Annotated in this window: 15 protein-coding genes; 10 read left to right on the top strand and 5 right to left on the bottom strand. The window is 59.3% G+C overall.

The window, feature by feature from the left end:
• Positions 1 to 22: 22 nt before the first annotated feature.
• Both WA225_RS25150 and WA225_RS25145 read right to left on the bottom strand, forming a co-directional pair.
• On the bottom strand, positions 23 to 1,006 hold the full coding sequence (locus WA225_RS25150; RefSeq protein WP_422610089.1) for a TauD/TfdA family dioxygenase: 984 nt from the start codon (positions 1,004 to 1,006) through the stop codon (positions 23 to 25).
• Positions 1,007 to 1,045: 39 nt separating this feature from the next.
• Positions 1,046 to 1,786 carry a thioesterase II family protein gene (locus WA225_RS25145; protein WP_422610088.1) on the bottom strand — a complete coding sequence of 247 codons (741 nt, stop codon included), beginning with the start codon at positions 1,784 to 1,786 and terminating at the stop codon, positions 1,046 to 1,048.
• A gap of 162 nt (positions 1,787 to 1,948) precedes the next feature.
• Between WA225_RS25145 and WA225_RS25140 the strand changes: the two genes are divergently transcribed.
• The 5 genes from WA225_RS25140 (at position 1,949) to WA225_RS25120 (ending at position 6,908) form a co-directional block, all read left to right on the top strand.
• Positions 1,949 to 2,749 (top strand): glucose 1-dehydrogenase, encoded by an 801-nt coding sequence (locus tag WA225_RS25140; RefSeq protein WP_422610087.1) that lies wholly within the window; start codon positions 1,949 to 1,951, stop codon positions 2,747 to 2,749.
• Positions 2,742 to 4,568 (top strand): glycoside hydrolase family 15 protein, encoded by a 1,827-nt coding sequence (locus WA225_RS25135; protein WP_422610086.1) that lies wholly within the window; start codon positions 2,742 to 2,744, stop codon positions 4,566 to 4,568. The genes WA225_RS25140 and WA225_RS25135 overlap by 8 nt, the downstream gene beginning before the upstream one ends.
• A 393-nt stretch (positions 4,569 to 4,961) precedes the next feature.
• Positions 4,962 to 5,351 carry a hypothetical protein gene (locus tag WA225_RS25130; RefSeq protein ID WP_422610085.1) on the top strand — a complete coding sequence of 130 codons (390 nt, stop codon included), beginning with the start codon at positions 4,962 to 4,964 and terminating at the stop codon, positions 5,349 to 5,351.
• A gap of 12 nt (positions 5,352 to 5,363) precedes the next feature.
• Complete coding sequence (locus tag WA225_RS25125) at positions 5,364 to 5,996, top strand: BRCT domain-containing protein (protein WP_422610084.1); 633 nt, start codon at positions 5,364 to 5,366, stop codon at positions 5,994 to 5,996.
• Positions 5,997 to 6,008: 12 nt separating this feature from the next.
• Entirely contained in the window at positions 6,009 to 6,908 is a 900-nt protein-coding gene (locus WA225_RS25120; protein ID WP_422610083.1) for an alpha/beta fold hydrolase, read from the top strand.
• Here WA225_RS25120 and WA225_RS25115 read toward each other — a convergent pair.
• A complete protein-coding gene (locus tag WA225_RS25115; RefSeq protein WP_422610082.1) occupies positions 6,877 to 7,860 on the bottom strand; it encodes a GlxA family transcriptional regulator in 984 nt (327 codons plus the stop codon). The genes WA225_RS25120 and WA225_RS25115 overlap by 32 nt on opposite strands.
• A gap of 89 nt (positions 7,861 to 7,949) precedes the next feature.
• On the opposite strand from WA225_RS25115, the gene inhA reads away from it, so the two are divergent.
• From inhA to WA225_RS25095, 4 genes are all read left to right on the top strand, one after another.
• Positions 7,950 to 8,636: an isonitrile hydratase gene (gene inhA, locus WA225_RS25110; RefSeq protein WP_422610081.1), complete on the top strand. Its 687-nt coding sequence runs from the start codon at positions 7,950 to 7,952 to the stop codon at positions 8,634 to 8,636.
• Positions 8,637 to 8,866: 230 nt separating this feature from the next.
• Positions 8,867 to 9,658, top strand: coding sequence for a CPBP family intramembrane glutamic endopeptidase (locus tag WA225_RS25105; RefSeq protein WP_422610080.1), 792 nt, complete (start codon positions 8,867 to 8,869; stop codon positions 9,656 to 9,658).
• A gap of 102 nt (positions 9,659 to 9,760) precedes the next feature.
• Entirely contained in the window at positions 9,761 to 11,326 is a 1,566-nt protein-coding gene (locus WA225_RS25100) for a methyl-accepting chemotaxis protein (protein WP_025110374.1), read from the top strand.
• A gap of 337 nt (positions 11,327 to 11,663) precedes the next feature.
• Complete coding sequence (locus WA225_RS25095) at positions 11,664 to 12,134, top strand: hypothetical protein (RefSeq protein WP_422610079.1); 471 nt, start codon at positions 11,664 to 11,666, stop codon at positions 12,132 to 12,134.
• A gap of 189 nt (positions 12,135 to 12,323) precedes the next feature.
• Here the strand turns inward: WA225_RS25095 and WA225_RS25090 are convergent, their stop codons facing one another.
• Positions 12,324 to 12,689: a DUF6124 family protein gene (locus WA225_RS25090; protein ID WP_422610078.1), complete on the bottom strand. Its 366-nt coding sequence runs from the start codon at positions 12,687 to 12,689 to the stop codon at positions 12,324 to 12,326.
• Positions 12,690 to 14,090: 1,401 nt separating this feature from the next.
• Positions 14,091 to 14,771 (bottom strand): alpha/beta family hydrolase, encoded by a 681-nt coding sequence (locus tag WA225_RS25085; protein ID WP_422610077.1) that lies wholly within the window; start codon positions 14,769 to 14,771, stop codon positions 14,091 to 14,093.
• A 95-nt stretch (positions 14,772 to 14,866) separates the two neighbouring features.
• Here WA225_RS25085 and ccoN point away from each other — a divergent pair, with 95 nt between their 5' ends.
• Positions 14,867 to 16,291: a cytochrome-c oxidase, cbb3-type subunit I gene (gene ccoN, locus WA225_RS25080; RefSeq protein ID WP_008082029.1), complete on the top strand. Its 1,425-nt coding sequence runs from the start codon at positions 14,867 to 14,869 to the stop codon at positions 16,289 to 16,291.
• The last annotated feature ends 3 nt before the right edge of the window (positions 16,292 to 16,294 follow it).

The following is a 16,294-nucleotide window of genomic DNA, read 5'->3' as shown; positions in this document are numbered from 1 at the left end:
TACCATTGCGCGTGGGGTTGGCTCAGAGCGGACCCTGTGAGTGCCCCTCGGCCATGGCGACAATCACTTTGCGCGGACCTTCGAACGGCGAACGTGCGTGCGCCGACAGCATGTTGTCGAGCATCAGCACATCGCCTTCCTGCCAGGGGAAGCTGATCGCGCACTCATCGAGCACTGCACGAATCTGCGCCAGCACCTCGTCTTCAATCGCCGAGCCATCGCCGTAATAGACGTTACGCGGCAAATCTTCTTCGTCGACGATATCGAGCAGGCTTTCACGCACTTCCGCTTGCAGGTTGGAAATGTGAAACAGGTGCGCCTGATTGAACCAGACGTTGTCACCGGTCACCGGATGCACCGCCACCGCCTGACAGGTCTGGCGGGTGCGCAACTCACCGTCGTCCTTCCATTCGCAGACAATGCCGTGGGCCTTGCAGTAGGCCTCGACGACTTCGCGATCTTCAGTGTTGAAGACATCTTCCCAAGCCACATCCAGGCCATTGCCGAAATTGCGCACATACATCAGCCCTTTGCTGACGAAGCGCTCGCGAATCGCCGCCGGAATCCGCCGATAGACTTCACGGCTGTCGGCAATCGGCGTTTCGCCTCCGGACTTGGCCGCGATCATGCTGTAGAACCAGATCTTCATCGGCCAGTCGCGGGAATAAGCCTGCTCGTTGTGCAGCGGAATACTCTGGTGCGCCGGGTATTCGGTGGAGGTGTACACGCCCTGCGTCACGTTGGTGCGCGGCGTCGAGCCGAACTCATAGTTCAACAACGGATGGCCAAAACTGGCCGCGAACTGCCGGAACTGTTCGGCACCGTTCAGACGGAAGCCGCGAAACAGCACCCCGCCGTCGCGCAGCAGATGCTCGTCCACCAGTTCTTTCAATTCATCGAACACCACCAACAAGTCAGTGTCCGCATCGGTCGCTTCCACCAACAACGGCAAGCGCCCCCGTTGCGGCAGCAGTGGCCGAACGGAAAATCCCACAGCAACAGCCATGACTGGCCTCCTGTAATCACTCGATAGGTAAACCGCGCGCTAAAAGGCCGGCGCCGCTGCCTGCGCATGACGGCGGTGATGGACTTCCAGATGGGTCTTGATCGTGCGAATGACCCGGGCTTCGTGTTCATGAATGAAGAAATGCCCACCGGTCATCATGTCCACGGAAAAACTGCCCAGGGTTTCCTTGCTCCAGCCGATCAGTTGCTCGGTGGTCGCGCGGTCTTCCTTGCCACCGAGCACATGCACCGGGCAATTGAGCAAGGGCCGCTGCGCCGGCGTGAAACGCCCGCACATCATGAAGTCGGCGCGCAGCACCGGCAGGGTCAGGCTCATCAGTTCTTTATTGGCCAAAACTTCTTCGCTGGTGCCCTGGAAGGTGCGCAGTTGATCGATCAATTCTTCATCGCTGCGCGCTTCGGCAAAGCCGCGATCGTAGTCACTGCGCATCGTCGGCGCGGCGGTGCCTGAGGCGAACAGCGCCACCGGCTCCGGCGCACCGAGTTCGCGAAAGGCATGGGCCAGCTCGCACGCCAGCAGCGCGCCGAGGCTGTGCCCGAACAGCGCGTAAGGCGTCTGCAAGCCGGGCTTGTGCTCGCGGGCCAGTTGCCGGGCCAGCGCGCGCATGTCGATTTGCAGGGGTTCGTCGAAACGGGCACCGCGCCCGGGCAATTCCACCGGTTGCAGGTGCAGCCACGACGGCAGTTGGCGCCGCCAGCGGCTGTAGACCATGGCGCTGGCGCCCGAATAGGGCAGGCACAGCAGTGTCAGCTTTGTCACCGCGTTTACCTCAATAGGGTTATCTGTAAAAGAGAACGGATGAGGTGACGCGGGAATTAGTCGACTGGCCGATCACTTCAGGTGGCGGAAACTCTGCCGAATGAACTCTCACCGTTGGCAACCGGTCAGCTATGTAAGCCCTCACTCAAGGCGCGCCACCGCATGCACATCTCGCTCACCGGACAAGTTGCCCTGATCACCGGCGCCAGCTCCGGCATCGGCCACGCGGCTGCCAAAGCCCTGGCCGCAGCCGGCGCGGCAGTCGTCATCAACTACAACCGCCAGGCCGAACCTGCGCAAGCGCTGGCCCGGCAGATCATTGCCGACGGTGGTCAGGCGCTGGCCATCGGCGCCGACGTATCGAAGGAAGACGAGGTTGAACGGCTGTTCGCCGAAACCCTCGCGGCGTTCGGTTCGCTGGACATTCTGGTGGCTAACTCGGGTATGCAAAAAGACGCGCCCGCTGTGGATATGTCGCTGGACGACTGGAACGCGGTGATCGCTGTCAACCTCACCGGCCAGTTCCTCTGCGCCCGTGCCGCCCTGCGGATTTTCACTCGTCAGGGCGTTCGCCAAGGCGTTTCCCGTGCGGCCGGCAAGATCATTCACATGAGTTCGGTGCACCAACGGATTCCGTGGGCCGGGCACGTCAATTACGCCGCGTCCAAGGGTGGCGTCGATCAGTTGATGCAGACCCTCGCGCAGGAAGTCAGCCAGCAACGCATTCGCATCAACAGCATCGCGCCGGGCGCCATTCGCACGGCTATCAATAAGGACGCCACCGAAGGCGCTGCGGGCGAAAAGCTGCTGGACTTGATCCCTTACGGCCGTATCGGTGATGTCGAAGACGTCGCCAACGCGGTGGTCTTCCTCGCCTCCGACGCCTCCGATTACATCGTTGGCACCACCCTGTTCATCGACGGCGGCATGAGCCTCTATCCGGAGTTTCGCGGCAATGGCTGAGCATCACCTGGAACGACAAAGCCCGATCGACGCCCACGGCATCATCGGCGACATGCGCAGTGCGGCACTGATCAATGATCGCGGCAGTGTGGATTTTTTCTGCTGGCCAGAGTTCGACAGCCCGTCGATTTTCTGTTCGTTGCTGGACACCCCCGACGCAGGGATCTTCCAGTTGGCGCCGGACTTGCCCGATGCGCGCCGCGAGCAGATTTACCTGCCCGACACCAATGTCCTGCAAACCCGTTGGTTGAGTGAGCGCGCGGTGGTCGAAATAACCGACCTGCTGCCAGTGGCCGATAACGAAGACGACTTGCCGCTGCTGATGCGCCGGGTGCGCGTGGTCAGCGGTGAAGCGACTTTCCATGTTCGTTGCGCCGTGCGTCATGACTATGCCCGCGCCGCCACCCGCGCGCGGATGGACCAGCAATCGGTGATTTTCAGTGCCGATGGCCAGCCATCCCTGCGACTGACCTCGGATCAGCCATTGCACGTCGAGACCGACGCAGCGGTAGCCTCATTTACTTTGAAACAGGATCAAACGGCGGCGTTTCTGCTTGGCGGCGAAGACGATCCGCGTTTCGGGGAAGGCGCCGCGCAATTGTGCATGGAGCGCACGCTGAAGTTCTGGCGCGACTGGCTCGGTCAATCGATCTATCGCGGACGCTGGCGCGAAATGGTCAATCGCTCGGCCCTAGCGCTCAAGCTGCTGACCTCGCGCAAACACGGCGCGATTCTCGCCGCCGCCACCTTCGGTCTTCCGGAGACGCCCGGCGGCGAACGCAACTGGGATTACCGTTACACGTGGATCCGCGACGCCTCGTTCACGGTGTACGCGTTCATGCGCCTGGGCTTTGTCGGCGAAGCCAACGCCTACATGGGCTGGCTGCGCGGACGGGTCAGCGATTGCCACGGGCAGCCGATGAAACTGAATATTTTGTACGCCATCGACGGACAACAGGAATTGCCGGAAACCGAACTGGATCACTTGTCCGGCCACGGCGGCGCGAAACCGGTGCGCATCGGCAACGGCGCGTATGACCAGATCCAGCTCGACATCTTCGGCGAGCTGATGGACGCGGTGTATCTGGTCAACAAATATGGCGATGCGATTTCCCACGAAGGCTGGAAACATGTGCGTGAAGTGGTCGATCAAGTCTGTGAGACGTGGCAGACCACGGATGTCGGCATCTGGGAAATGCGCGGTGAGCAACATCATTTTCTGCATTCACGGCTGATGTGCTGGGTGGCGCTGGACCGAGCGATTCGCCTGGCCTCAAAACGCTCGCTGCCGGCACCGTTTGCGCAATGGGACCAGACCCGGCAGGCGATCTACGCCGACATCTGGGACAACTTCTGGAACGAGGAGCGCGGGCATTTCGTCCAGTACAAGGGCGGCACGGCGCTGGATGGCTCGATGTTGTTGATGCCGCTGGTGCGTTTCGTCAGCGCCAAGGATCCGCGCTGGCTGTCGACCCTTGAAGCCATCGAGAAACATCTGGTGCGCGATGGCATGGTGTATCGCTATCGCAATGACGACTCGGGCATTGACGGTTTGGCCGGCACCGAAGGCGCGTTTGCCGCGTGTTCGTTCTGGTACGTCGAATGCCTGGCCCGCGCCGGTCAGGTGGAAAAAGCGCATCTGGAATTCGAACAGCTGCTGCGTTACGCCAACCCGCTCGGGTTGTATGCCGAAGAGTTCGACAGCCATGGCCGTCACCTGGGGAATACACCGCAAGCGCTGACGCATCTGGCGTTGATCAGTGCGGCGAGCTTTCTGGATCGACGCTTGAGCGGGGAAAAGAGTGAGTGGCAGCCGTAAATCTCGCCACGGTCTGTAGGACATATTCCATAAAGCTATGCTTTACCAGGCCAAGTCCTACGCAGCCATCAGCAGAATAATTCCCTTTGTGGCGAGGGAGCTTGCTCCCGCTGGGTCGCGAAGCGGCGCCAAACCCTGCGTCCCTACCCGTCCTGAGGGACCGCATTGCCTGACTTTGCGACTGCTACGCAGCCGAGCGGGAGCAAGCTCCCTCGCCACAGTTCGCACACACCTGCGGACTACAGCGGCTCAACATCCCCCACCACATCCCTCCCCCGCAACTCGCAGTCACACGCGGAAATACCCTGTTGCCAGCTGTTACATCCGCCCCTACCATCCACCGCAACGGGCACAGCGGAGCTGTCCAATAAAACCCGAATTCAAGGAACCAGAATGTCCCAGCACGTCCAGCGCAGCATCGACTCCCCTCTTCGTACGGGCCTGACCCGCACCCAGCTCTGGGAAGCTGCCGACAAAGGCCTGATCAAATGCTGGGAAATCGGCCGCCAGCGCGCCGCACGCTTCCCCGACCTCGCACAAAAATGCCTCGCCGGCGAACTGCCGGTGCTCGGCTGGAAAGGTGGCGTGAGCCGCAGCCTGAAGAAAAACGAAAAATATGGCTCGCTGAAATACCTGGCGCAGTGGCAAGGCTTGCGTGGCGAGAATCTGAATATTGATTTGAGCGAAGAGCGTTCGCTGACCTGTTCGCGGACGAAGATGCGGGTGACGTTTACCCCGGATCGGACGAAGTATTTCAATCAGGTGGCGGAAGCCGAGGCTTAAGGAGAGGCAGCGATGGTCGATTTGCATCAGGAGTTTCAAAACAGCCGTTTCTTTCACGAAGCGCGGATTGACAGGCGTTCGGCCGACGCACTGGCAGGGGTCGCTGCCGGGCTAGCCGCTGATGGCAAGATCAATCAGCAGGAAGCCGAGTTTCTCAAGACCTGGATCGAAACCCACTTGGTTCACTTGGGGGATCCGGTGGTAAATATTCTCTACAAGCGTCTTGAGGGCATGCTTAGCGACGGTGTATTGGATGCCGATGAATCGGTGGAATTGCTGGAGATTCTTCATCAGTTCGCCGGCCTGCCAGTGGGCGCAGCACAAACCTTCAGCGTACCCAACAGCCTGCCGCTCGATAGTCCAGCCCCATCTCTGGACTGTGCCAATCGTGTTTTTCTGTTTACCGGTGTTATGGCTTACGGGCCGCGCAAAGCGTGTGAATCGCTGATCGTAGAACGCGGCGGAATGATTGGTGCAGGTGTCAGCAAGAAAATCCATTATCTAGTGATCGGCAGCATCGGCAATGAACAGTGGCTGCACAGCAGCTATGGTACGAAGATCAAAAAAGCCGTTGAGCTGAGAGACAGCGGCGTGCCCATCGCCATCATCAGTGAAGATCATTGGCAGAAGGTGCTGTTCGGATAACAGGAGCCAGGTATGAGTGGAAAAGCGATTCTGTTCTGCAAAACCGCTAGCCTGACCATTGCCTATGAGGCGCATGGCCCGGAAACCGGTGTGCCGGTGATCCTACTTCATGGCTTCCCCTATTCCCCTCGCGCTTACGATGAAATCGCGCCGCCCCTCGCCGCTCAGGGTTATCGAGTCATCGTTCCGTACCTGCGCGGTTACGGGCAGACTCGCTTCAACGATGCACAAACACCGCGCTCAGGCCAGCAAGCCGCACTCGCTCAGGATTTGTTGAATTTGATGGATGCACTCTCCATCGAACACGCCACGCTCTGCGGGTATGACTGGGGTGGTCGCGCGGCATGCATCGTCGCGGCGTTATTTCCGGAACGAGTGCGCGGCTTGGTGACCGGTGATGGCTACAACCTGCAGGACATCCCCAACTCGATTCGACCGCTGGATCCCGAGACCGAGCATCGGTTCTGGTATCAGTATTACTTCCACACGCCACGTGGCGTTGAGGGCCTGAAGCACAATCGTCGGGAGTTTTGTGAGCTGCTCTGGAGGCTTTGGTCTCCGACCTGGTCGCACGCTGCCAAGCGTTTTCCCCTGACCGCGCCTGCCTTCGACAACCCTGATTTCGTTGACGTGGTGATCCACTCCTATCGCCACCGCTTCATGTACGTCGCGGGAGATCCGGCGTTTGAGTTGATGGAAGATTTGCTGACTCGGCAACCGACCATTGGCGTGCCGACCATTTCTTTGTGCGGTGCCGACGACGGTGTCGGCCCTGCGCCACAAGAGGATGAAGACGCAGAGCATTTCACCGGTTTCTATGAGCGGCGCGTGTTGCCCGATGTCGGCCATAACATTCCCGAGGAAGCTCCTGAACAAACCCTCAAGGCACTACTGGATCTGTTGCAGCGCTAACCGAAAACCGCTCCCGATAAGCCTGTGGCGTCACGCCAATCGCCCGCAGGAAACTTCGCCGCAACGTCTCTTCACTGCCAAACCCGCAATTGGCCGCGATGCGTTTGACCGGCAGGCCAGTGTCACTGAGCAAGCGCCGGGCGGTTTCGACACGGATCAGCTCAATCGCCCGCGCCGGGGTCTGGCCGGTGTCGGCGCGGTAGTGGCGGACGAAGCTGCGTTCGCTCATGCCCGCCTGCTCGGCCAGCGTCGGGATGCCGAGGTCGCAGGTGAGGTTTTCGGCGATCCACGCGTGCAGTTCATCGAAGCGATTGCCCTGATTCTGCAACGACAAGGTCACGCTGAATTGCGATTGCCCGCCCGGGCGCTTGAGGAACACCACCAGATGGCGGGCGACGTCCAGGGCGATGTCGCTGCCCAGATCCTCTTCAACCATGGCCAAGGCCAGATCGATGCCGGCCGTAACCCCCGCCGAGGTCCACACCGGGCCGTCATTGATGAAAATCGGGTTGGCCTCGACGTGCAAATTCGGGTGCTGCTGCGCCAGTTGCTCGCAGCGCGTCCAGTGAGTGACGACTCGGCGGCCGTCGAGCCAGCCACTCGCAGCCAACAGAAACGCGCCGGTGCAGACCGAGGCCACGCGCCGACATTTCGCCGCGTGCTCGCGCACCCAATCCACCAGCGGCACATCTTCGGCCGCCGGATAAATGCCCCAGCCGCCAGCGATGATCAACGTATCGCTGGGCGCTTCGGGCAACGGTTCGGCCAACACCGCCAGCCCTGCCGAAGACATCACCGCCCCGCCGCCGCTGGCAATTACACTCGGCGCGTACGGGACCGGCAAACCGCGCTGGCGGGCAAGGTCGTTGGCCGAGGCGAACACCTGCAACGGCCCCGTGACGTCGAGGATCTGCATGTTGGCGAACGCGAGTACGTGGATGGCTTTGGGCATTTGGCGTAATTCGTGGGGTGATTGGCGTATGCGCCAGAACCTACGCGCCTACAGTGAAGCCGTCCACCCCTTTTCATGGAGCAAGAACGATGACGTTGCAGATCGGTTTTCTGTTGTTTCCGCAGGTTCAGCAACTCGACCTGACCGGCCCTTATGACGTGCTTGCCTCGTTGCCGGACGTGCAGGTGCATCTGATCTGGAAGGATCTGATGCCGGTCACCGCCAGTACCGGGCTGCTGCTGAAACCGACCACCACGTTCGAGGATTGCCCGGATCTGGATGTGATATGCATCCCCGGTGGCGGTGGCGTCGGGGCGTTGATGGAAGACGAGGTGACGTTGAATTTCATCAAGCGTCAGGCTGCGCAGGCGAAATACGTGACATCGGTGTGCACCGGCTCGCTGGTCCTCGGCGCGGCGGGTTTGTTGAAAGGCAAACGCGCGACCACGCATTGGGCGTATCACGATCTGCTGCCGACGCTGGGGGCGATCGCGGTGAAGGATCGGGTGGTGCGTGACGGTAATCTGTTTACCGGCGGCGGGATTACTGCGGGGATCGATTTTGCCTTGGTATTGGCTGAGGAGTTGGTGGGTGCCGATGCGGCGCAGCTGATTCAGTTGCAATTGGAATATGCCCCGGCGCCGCCGTTCAACGCGGGCAGCCCGGAGACGGCGCCGGGTGCGGTTGTCGATGAGGCGCGTTTGCGTGCCGCGCCATCGCTTAAACTGCGTACGGAAATTACCGAGCGCGCGGCGGCGAAACTCAACTTGCGCTGATCCCCAGCCATCCACAAAACCCTGTGGGAGCTGGCTTGCCAGCGATAGCGGTGTACCAGTCGATGCCGATGTCGGCTGTGCAGGCCTCATCGCTGGCAAGCCAGCTCCCACAGGGGATCAGTGTTGGTCGCAGGTTCGCGCACTGTCCCGGTTTGCCGCCACACCTTCACTTGTCCCCACGCCCCCACCCGTGTAGAAAGCCCTTCCACAAATTTGCACAGGGACTTTCGATGAAGGCTTTGCCATGGCTCTATCTGGCGCTTCTCAGCCTCGGTTATGGATGGGCGATGAGCTACGGTCATCTCGACTGGCTGGCGCTGATTTCCATTGGGCTGCTGGTATTCGCAGGCTTTGCCGTGCGCCAGCAACAGGTGCCGGTCGCACGTTTTCTCGGTCATGGGCTGTTCATCGTGCTGGCCGTGGCGTTGGCATTGCACTGGCTGCCGGGGTTTGCCAACGGGCGCGCCATCGACCCGCAGCGTTTTACCGACGCCGCCGTGCCGTTCTCGATGTACCTCAATCTCGATAAACCGCTGATTGGCTTCTGGCTGCTGCTGGTGTGCCCGTGGATTGTCGCGCGACGTTCGCTGCGCCTGAGCGTCTACGCCACCGCCCTCGCTCTGACCCTGAGCGCGGTTCTGGCCCTCGGCGGCGCGCTGTTGCTGGGTGTGATTGCCTGGGCGCCGAAATGGCCGGATCAGGCATGGCTGTGGGTACTGAACAACCTGCTGCTGGTGACCTTGGTCGAGGAAGCGCTGTTTCGCGGCTATATACAGGGCGGCCTCAGTCAGCGCTTCAAACACCTGCCGTACGGCGACAACCTCGCCCTGCTGCTGGCCTCGCTGCTGTTTGGTCTGGTGCATGCCGGTGCGGGCTGGACCTGGGTGTTGCTGGCAGGGCTGGCGGGGGTCGGCTATGGTCTGGCCTACCGTTTTGGCGGACTCGGCGCGGCGATCGCCACGCATTTCGGCCTGAACCTGCTGCATTTCGGCTTGTTCACCTATCCGATGCTCGCCGGCTGAAGCAAGCGCTGTTTTGCGACGCTGTGCTGATTATTGAAAAAAAATTTCAATAAAAAGCTGTCACCGCCGACAACCTTTCAAAGCCTTGCGGATTGAAAAACCATGCGTAACAACCAGCCCATTACACAACGCGAACGGACTTTCCCGGCTCAGCAGCGGTTGATCTCCACAACCGACGCCAAGGGCGTGATCACTTACTGCAACGACGCTTTCGTCGAAATCAGCGGGTTTTCGCGTGAAGAACTGATCCGTGCGCCGCACAACCTGGTCCGTCACCCCGACGTCCCGGCGGCGGTGTTTTCGCACATGTGGGGCACACTGAAACAAGGCTTGCCATGGATGGGCATTGTCAAGAATCGCTGCAAGACCGGTGACCATTACTGGGTTAACGCCTATGTCACACCGGTGTTCGACGGCAATCAGGTGGTCGGTTACGAGTCGGTGCGGATCAAACCCACGGCCGAACAGATCCGCCGCGCCGAAGCGCTCTACCAACGCATCAACCAAGGCAAGTCGGCGATCCCTTCCAGCGACAAATGGCTGCCGGTGCTGCAGGACTGGCTGCCGTTCATTCTGGTCAGCCAACTGAGCTTCGTGATCGGCGCGACGCTGAACTCGCACTGGGGCTTCGCCCTCGCTGCCGGTTTGTCGGTGCCGCTGGGCCTGATGGGCCTGCAATGGCAGCAACGCGGGCTCAAACGCCTGCTGCGTCTGGCCGAGCAGACCACTTCCGACCCGCTGATCGCGCAGATGTACACCGACAGCCGTGGCGCCCAAGCGCGTCTGGAAATGTCGATCCTCAGCCAGGAAGCACGCCTGAAAACCTGCCTGACCCGCTTGCAGGACACCGCCGAACACTTGACCGATCAGGCCAAGCAGTCCGACGCCCTGGCGCACAACAGCTCCAGCGGTCTGGAACGTCAGCGCGTGGAAACCGAACAGGTCGCCACCGCCGTCAACCAGATGGCCGCGACCACCCAGGAAGTGGCGAGCCACGTACAGCGCACCGCCGACGCCACTCAAGAAGCCAATCGCCTGACCGGTCGCGGCCGTGACATCGCCGGGGAAACCCGCGAAGCCATTCAGCGTCTGTCGGTGGTGGTCGGCGAAACCGGCCTGACCGTGACCCAACTGGCCAAGGACAGCGACGAAATCGGCGGCGTGGTGGATGTGATCAAAGGCATCGCTGACCAAACCAACCTGCTGGCACTGAACGCTGCGATTGAAGCAGCGCGTGCCGGCGAGATGGGTCGTGGGTTTGCCGTTGTGGCTGACGAAGTTCGCCAACTGGCGCAACGCACCAGCGAATCAACCGGGCAGATTCACGCCCTGATCGCCAAGTTGCAGCAGACAGCTTCGAGTGCCGTGCAAACCATGGAAGCCGGGCATCGTCAGGCTGAAGAAGGTGTGGCGCGGGTGCTGGAAGCGGATCAGGCATTGGTCGGGATCAGTGAGGCGGTGGCCAACATCACCGACATGACCACGCAGATTGCTGCGGCGACCGAAGAGCAAAGTGCGGTGGCTGAAGAGATCAGCCGCAACATCAGCAATATTTCGGAGCTGGCGGATCAGACTTCCGAGCAAGCGCATAACTCGGCGTTGCTGAGTGAAGAACTGACGAAGACGGCGAATACGCAGTACTCGTTGGTGGAGCGGTTTAACCGCTGATTGATGTGGTGATAACAAAAAACCCGGAGAGCGAGAGCTTCCGGGTTTTTTTGTGTCATTTAAATGACCGAATACGGGGTTCGGTTGAATTGAGGCTGCGCATGAAAAGCTCAGTCAGCAATTTCGCCAAAACCGCCACCCCGAAGCCTCTAATACCCTCGACGTATCTCTCTGAAAATCTTGTGTTGAACATCAAAATTCTTGGCAAAAACCCACAAAAAATTGCAACTGTCTACTGTCAGGTTTGACAGTAGACAGCCAAACCTCATGGGTTTATCTATAAATCGTCGAACAGATCACTCGCCACTGTTTCCACGATATGACCAAGGAGTTAAAGATGACTGCCAAACTTATTTACATACCGAAAAAAGATTTTATTCAGACGCGGGAAAATGTACTCACTTGGCAATTCGGTACCAATCCCGAAACGACGGCCACGATAGCTTTTTTTGAGTTACACCATTCGTCAGTGACAGACGAAAAGCATTGGTCAATCTCAGGGTCGACAGGAACGATGGAAGAGGAAAACTTCTTTGGCTACCTTTTCGCGATCCCCTATACCAATGACGCCCCGTTCAATAAAACCTATACGTTAAAAGATGGGTTAACTTTCAGCCATGGTCACTCATCGCCTGGTCCTGGCGGGTTTTACATTATTACCAACGTTGATGCTGATGAAGCCACACTCAAGATCGACATCCATCCCACCAGAGGGATTGCTAAAGGTACATTTGAAGCAAAGTTTAAAAGTCATGGATATCGCACACAGCCTAAAGGAACTTTCAAATTACTGAGAAATGATTTGTGATCTTCTTCCAATGGCGCTTACAAGGTTTTTAGTGACAGGTAAACGATATCGCTTACCTCATTGTCGCAAAACGCTTTCGCGAGCAAGCACGCTCCTACATTGGATATGCGATGGTCACAGATTGGTGTCCGACGACAATCCCTTGTAGGCCTTCGCCTGCTCGCGATGAGGCCATAACAGCCAGCGAAATTACTGAGGCAACTTCAGCTTATCCAGCAGTCGATTGACCAACAGCTCGTTGAGCATGATCACCTGTTGCAGCGCCAGCAGCGGTTTGCGCTCCGGGCCGCCGATTGAGTTGGCGATATTGCCGGCCATGGCATGGGCGTAGGAAAGCGACTCGCAAGCCTCGACCAGCAGGGTTTCGTCATCCAGCGTGGGGTCGACAAGATAGACCGGGCGAAACGTGGGCGAGCTTGGCGGGGCCGCCAGGTCTTCGGGTTTGAGGTAGTAGTCGAGGGCGCGATCGGTTGCTTCTTTGAGCCTTTGCGGGCTGAGCGCGGGGTCGTGGGGGATTGGATTGGTAACGGGCGGGTTTGGTGTGATTTTGAACATAGATGAAGTCTCGTATCGAAATAAATAAGAGCCATCACCCTCGCTACCAAACGATGGGTGGCGGCCATGCGCGGGTTGGTAGACCGGTCGATACGGAAACCCGGCGCTCACGAATGAGCCCCACGCATGTCCACCATATAAAACGCAGCCGCAAAAAGAGGCTGAATAAGGTGGCGCCATACGGCGGTACCGAAGCGGGCTACCAAACCCGATCACTGTTTTGCAGTGACAGGCATACCATATAGCCCACCTCATAGCCGTGTAAGCCGGCGGATTCTGGCGTACGCGTAGGTAACGGCGCAAGGTGTTGTAGGCCCTGTGGCGTAACGGGTTGTGTAATTTAAACGTGATCACAAAATCATGTTTACGCACAGGAAATGCTGGACAGTGAGCGCTTCCAGTTTTTTATCGTGTCAGCGAAATAGCCCCTCACCCTAACCCTCTCCCGGAGGGAGAGGGAACTGACCGAGGTGTTTGGGCCAGGTACGCCGACGTGCGATACCGCGTTGAACTCCAGAGCTGAAAAGCACACAAATCGGCCCTTCTCTCTCCCTGAGAGAGGGGACTGACCGAGGTGTTTGGGCAAGGTACGCCGACGTGCGATACCGTGTTGAACTCCAGCGCTGAAAAGCACACAAATCGGCCCTTCTCTCTCCCAGAGAGAGGGGACTGACCGAGGTGTTTGGGCCAGGTACGCCGACGTGCGATACCGTGTTGAACTCCAGCGCTGAAAAGCACACAAATCGGAAACAGATCAAAAACCCCTCACCCTAGCCCTCTCCCGGAGGGAGAGGGAACTGACTGTTGTGTTTGGAAAATGTACGCCGACGTGAAATACCGAGTCGAACTCAGGTTTTGAAAGGCCCACCAATCGGCTCCCTCTCCCTCGGGAGAGGGCTGGGGTGAGGGGTAGCCACAACACAAATCAATAGCCGAACACCGCTTGGCCCTTAACCACTCAATAGGCCGAGTGTCAGCTCGCCTGCTCTTGATCTTGATCCACGGGCGACATCGGAAGGCTGAGCGCAGGGATTGATCCGGGGGTGGGAGCGCAGCGACCGTTTGGCGCAGCCAAATGCATCGAGAGGAGGTGCAGCGCAGCAAACCGTAGGCGATGCCCCCCGGATGAGTCCCGGAGCGAAGGAACCCCGAGCCTTAGCGAGCGGGCCGCACGCAGGAGCAAGCGTTTTTTTGCTTACTTTTTTTAGGCGTTTGTAAAAAAGTGAGTCGCCGTCAGGGCGAAACCCTAAGTGGCCGTTACCGCAGCAATGGATATGTACCCAAAACGAAAGACTGCAGCGCATCCAAGATCCATCCCCCTCACCCCAGCCCTCTCCCCCATGGGGGCGAGGGGGAAAGGGAGCAGATCTGCATGCAGTTCAAAATCTCAGCCCGGCTCGGTCACTTGCTGAGAAACTCGGCTACTTTCTGCGCGGCGCTGGCCAAATGCTGCTCATGGGTAAACCCGGAAACCTTTAATGGTTTGAGGTCATGATCCCCGGCCGCTAACCACGCCACCTCAACACTCGGTGACAAGGTGTAAGCCTCAACCGCCTCCCGATTGCCAAGCGCATCCCGCTCCCCTTGCACAATCAACGTCCGAGTCTGCAAAGAAGCCAAATGCTCAACCCGAGGCTTCTCCGGCTTCCCCACCGCATAAAACGGATACCCCAGACACACCAACGCATCGGCACCCAATTCGTCAGCCAAAAGACTCGCCATCCGCCCGCCCATCGACTTCCCGCCAATGGCCAAAACCCCAGTGACATGACGCCGCACCTCGGCATACACCTCACGCCAACATTCCTGCAGTTTCGCAGCAGGATTCGGCGGCCGCTTCACCCCATCCACCCGCCGCTGCGCCATATACGCAAACTCAAACCGCAACACATTCACCCCAAGCCCGGCAAGGCGCCCAGCCATATCGTTCATCCACTCGCTATCCATCGGCGCTCCCGCACCGTGGGCGAGGATCAGCGTCGCAAAAGCCTCGCCCGACGCGGCGTCCCAAAGCCATCCATGATCGAGCACGCACTGCGCCCATTGATCCCCGTCAATACTGGCCTTGTGCTGTTTGTCCATGCTTGCCTCGCTTTTAGTCTGCCTATAACTCCAGACGAAGGATTCGCCGCGTGTCTTGCGCGCGCTCACTTCGGCTGAACCGTGGATGGGGAACCATGAACACTTCTATCAGTACCGCCTACAACTACAAGGTGGTCCGCCAATTCGCCATTATGACGGTGGTGTGGGGCATCGTCGGCATGGGGCTCGGGGTTTTTCTCGCGGCCCAATTGGTCTGGCCCGAACTCAACTTCAATTTGCCCTGGACCAGTTTCGGCCGTCTGCGCCCGCTGCACACCAACGCGGTGATCTTCGCGTTCGGTGGCTGTGCGCTGTTCGCCAGTTCGTTCTACTCGGTGCAACGCACCTGCCAGACCCAATTGTTTGCACCAAAAATCGCCGCGTTCTGCTTCTGGGGCTGGCAACTGGTGATCCTGCTGGCGGCGATCAGCCTGCCGCTGGGTTACACCAGCTCCAAGGAATACGCCGAGCTGGAATGGCCGATCGACATCCTGATCACCATCGTCTGGGTCGCCTACGCCATCGTGTTCTTCGGCACGATCATGCAGCGTAAGACCAAGCACATTTATGTGGGCAACTGGTTCTTCGGCGCGTTCATCATCACCGTGGCGATTCTGCACATCGTCAACAACCTTGAGTTGCCGGTGAGTTTCACCAAGTCCTACTCGGTGTACGCCGGTGCAACCGACGCGATGGTGCAATGGTGGTACGGCCACAACGCCGTAGGCTTTTTCCTCACTGCCGGTTTCCTCGGGATGATGTACTACTTCGTGCCAAAACAGGCCGAGCGTCCGGTGTATTCGTATCGTCTGTCGATCGTGCACTTCTGGGCATTGATCACCCTGTACATCTGGGCCGGCCCGCACCACTTGCACTACACCGCACTGCCGGACTGGGCGCAGTCGCTGGGCATGGTGATGTCGCTGATTCTGCTGGCACCGAGCTGGGGCGGCATGATCAACGGCATGATGACCCTCTCGGGCGCCTGGCATAAATTGCGCAGCGACCCGATCCTGCGCTTCCTCGTGGTCTCGCTGGCGTTCTACGGCATGTCGACCTTCGAAGGTCCGATGATGGCGATCAAGACCGTCAACGCCCTCTCCCACTACACCGACTGGACCATCGGCCACGTACACGCCGGCGCCCTCGGCTGGGTAGCGATGATCTCGATCGGCGCGCTGTACCACATGATCCCGAAAATCTTCGGCAAGGCGCAGATGCACAGCGTCGGCCTGATCAATGCGCACTTCTGGCTCGCAACCATCGGCACCGTGCTCTACATCGCGTCGATGTGGGTCAACGGCATCGCCCAGGGCCTGATGTGGCGCGCAGTGAACGAGGACGGCACGCTGACCTACTCCTTCGTCGAAACCCTGGTGGCCAGCCACCCTGGTTTCGTCGTGCGGCTGATCGGTGGGGCGATCTTCCTCAGCGGCATGTTCCTGATGGCTTACAACACCTGGCGCACCGTGCGGGCCTCGCAGCCTGCTGACGTCGTTGCTGCCGCGCAGATGGCCTGAGGA

Source organism: Pseudomonas sp., from assembly GCF_049300855.1.
Taxonomy (GTDB): Bacteria; Pseudomonadota; Gammaproteobacteria; order Pseudomonadales; family Pseudomonadaceae; genus Aquipseudomonas.
This window is presented reverse-complemented; position numbering and strand designations above follow the sequence as displayed.

What these genes read in the sequence shown, in the direction of transcription:
- WA225_RS25150 (WP_422610089.1), bottom strand. Translation starts at nt 1,006, where the DNA reads ATGGCTGTTGCTGTGGGATTTTCCGTTCGGCCACTGCTGCCGCAACGG.
- WA225_RS25140 (WP_422610087.1), top strand. Translation starts at nt 1,949, where the DNA reads ATGCACATCTCGCTCACCGGACAAGTTGCCCTGATCACCGGCGCCAGC.
- WA225_RS25135 (WP_422610086.1), top strand. Translation starts at nt 2,742, where the DNA reads ATGGCTGAGCATCACCTGGAACGACAAAGCCCGATCGACGCCCACGGC.
- WA225_RS25130 (WP_422610085.1), top strand. Translation starts at nt 4,962, where the DNA reads ATGTCCCAGCACGTCCAGCGCAGCATCGACTCCCCTCTTCGTACGGGC.
- WA225_RS25125 (WP_422610084.1), top strand. Translation starts at nt 5,364, where the DNA reads ATGGTCGATTTGCATCAGGAGTTTCAAAACAGCCGTTTCTTTCACGAA.
- WA225_RS25120 (WP_422610083.1), top strand. Translation starts at nt 6,009, where the DNA reads ATGAGTGGAAAAGCGATTCTGTTCTGCAAAACCGCTAGCCTGACCATT.
- WA225_RS25115 (WP_422610082.1), bottom strand. Translation starts at nt 7,860, where the DNA reads ATGCCCAAAGCCATCCACGTACTCGCGTTCGCCAACATGCAGATCCTC.
- inhA (WP_422610081.1), top strand. Translation starts at nt 7,950, where the DNA reads ATGACGTTGCAGATCGGTTTTCTGTTGTTTCCGCAGGTTCAGCAACTC.
- WA225_RS25105 (WP_422610080.1), top strand. Translation starts at nt 8,867, where the DNA reads ATGAAGGCTTTGCCATGGCTCTATCTGGCGCTTCTCAGCCTCGGTTAT.
- WA225_RS25100 (WP_025110374.1), top strand. Translation starts at nt 9,761, where the DNA reads ATGCGTAACAACCAGCCCATTACACAACGCGAACGGACTTTCCCGGCT.
- WA225_RS25095 (WP_422610079.1), top strand. Translation starts at nt 11,664, where the DNA reads ATGACTGCCAAACTTATTTACATACCGAAAAAAGATTTTATTCAGACG.
- WA225_RS25090 (WP_422610078.1), bottom strand. Translation starts at nt 12,689, where the DNA reads ATGTTCAAAATCACACCAAACCCGCCCGTTACCAATCCAATCCCCCAC.
- WA225_RS25085 (WP_422610077.1), bottom strand. Translation starts at nt 14,771, where the DNA reads ATGGACAAACAGCACAAGGCCAGTATTGACGGGGATCAATGGGCGCAG.
- ccoN (WP_008082029.1), top strand. Translation starts at nt 14,867, where the DNA reads ATGAACACTTCTATCAGTACCGCCTACAACTACAAGGTGGTCCGCCAA.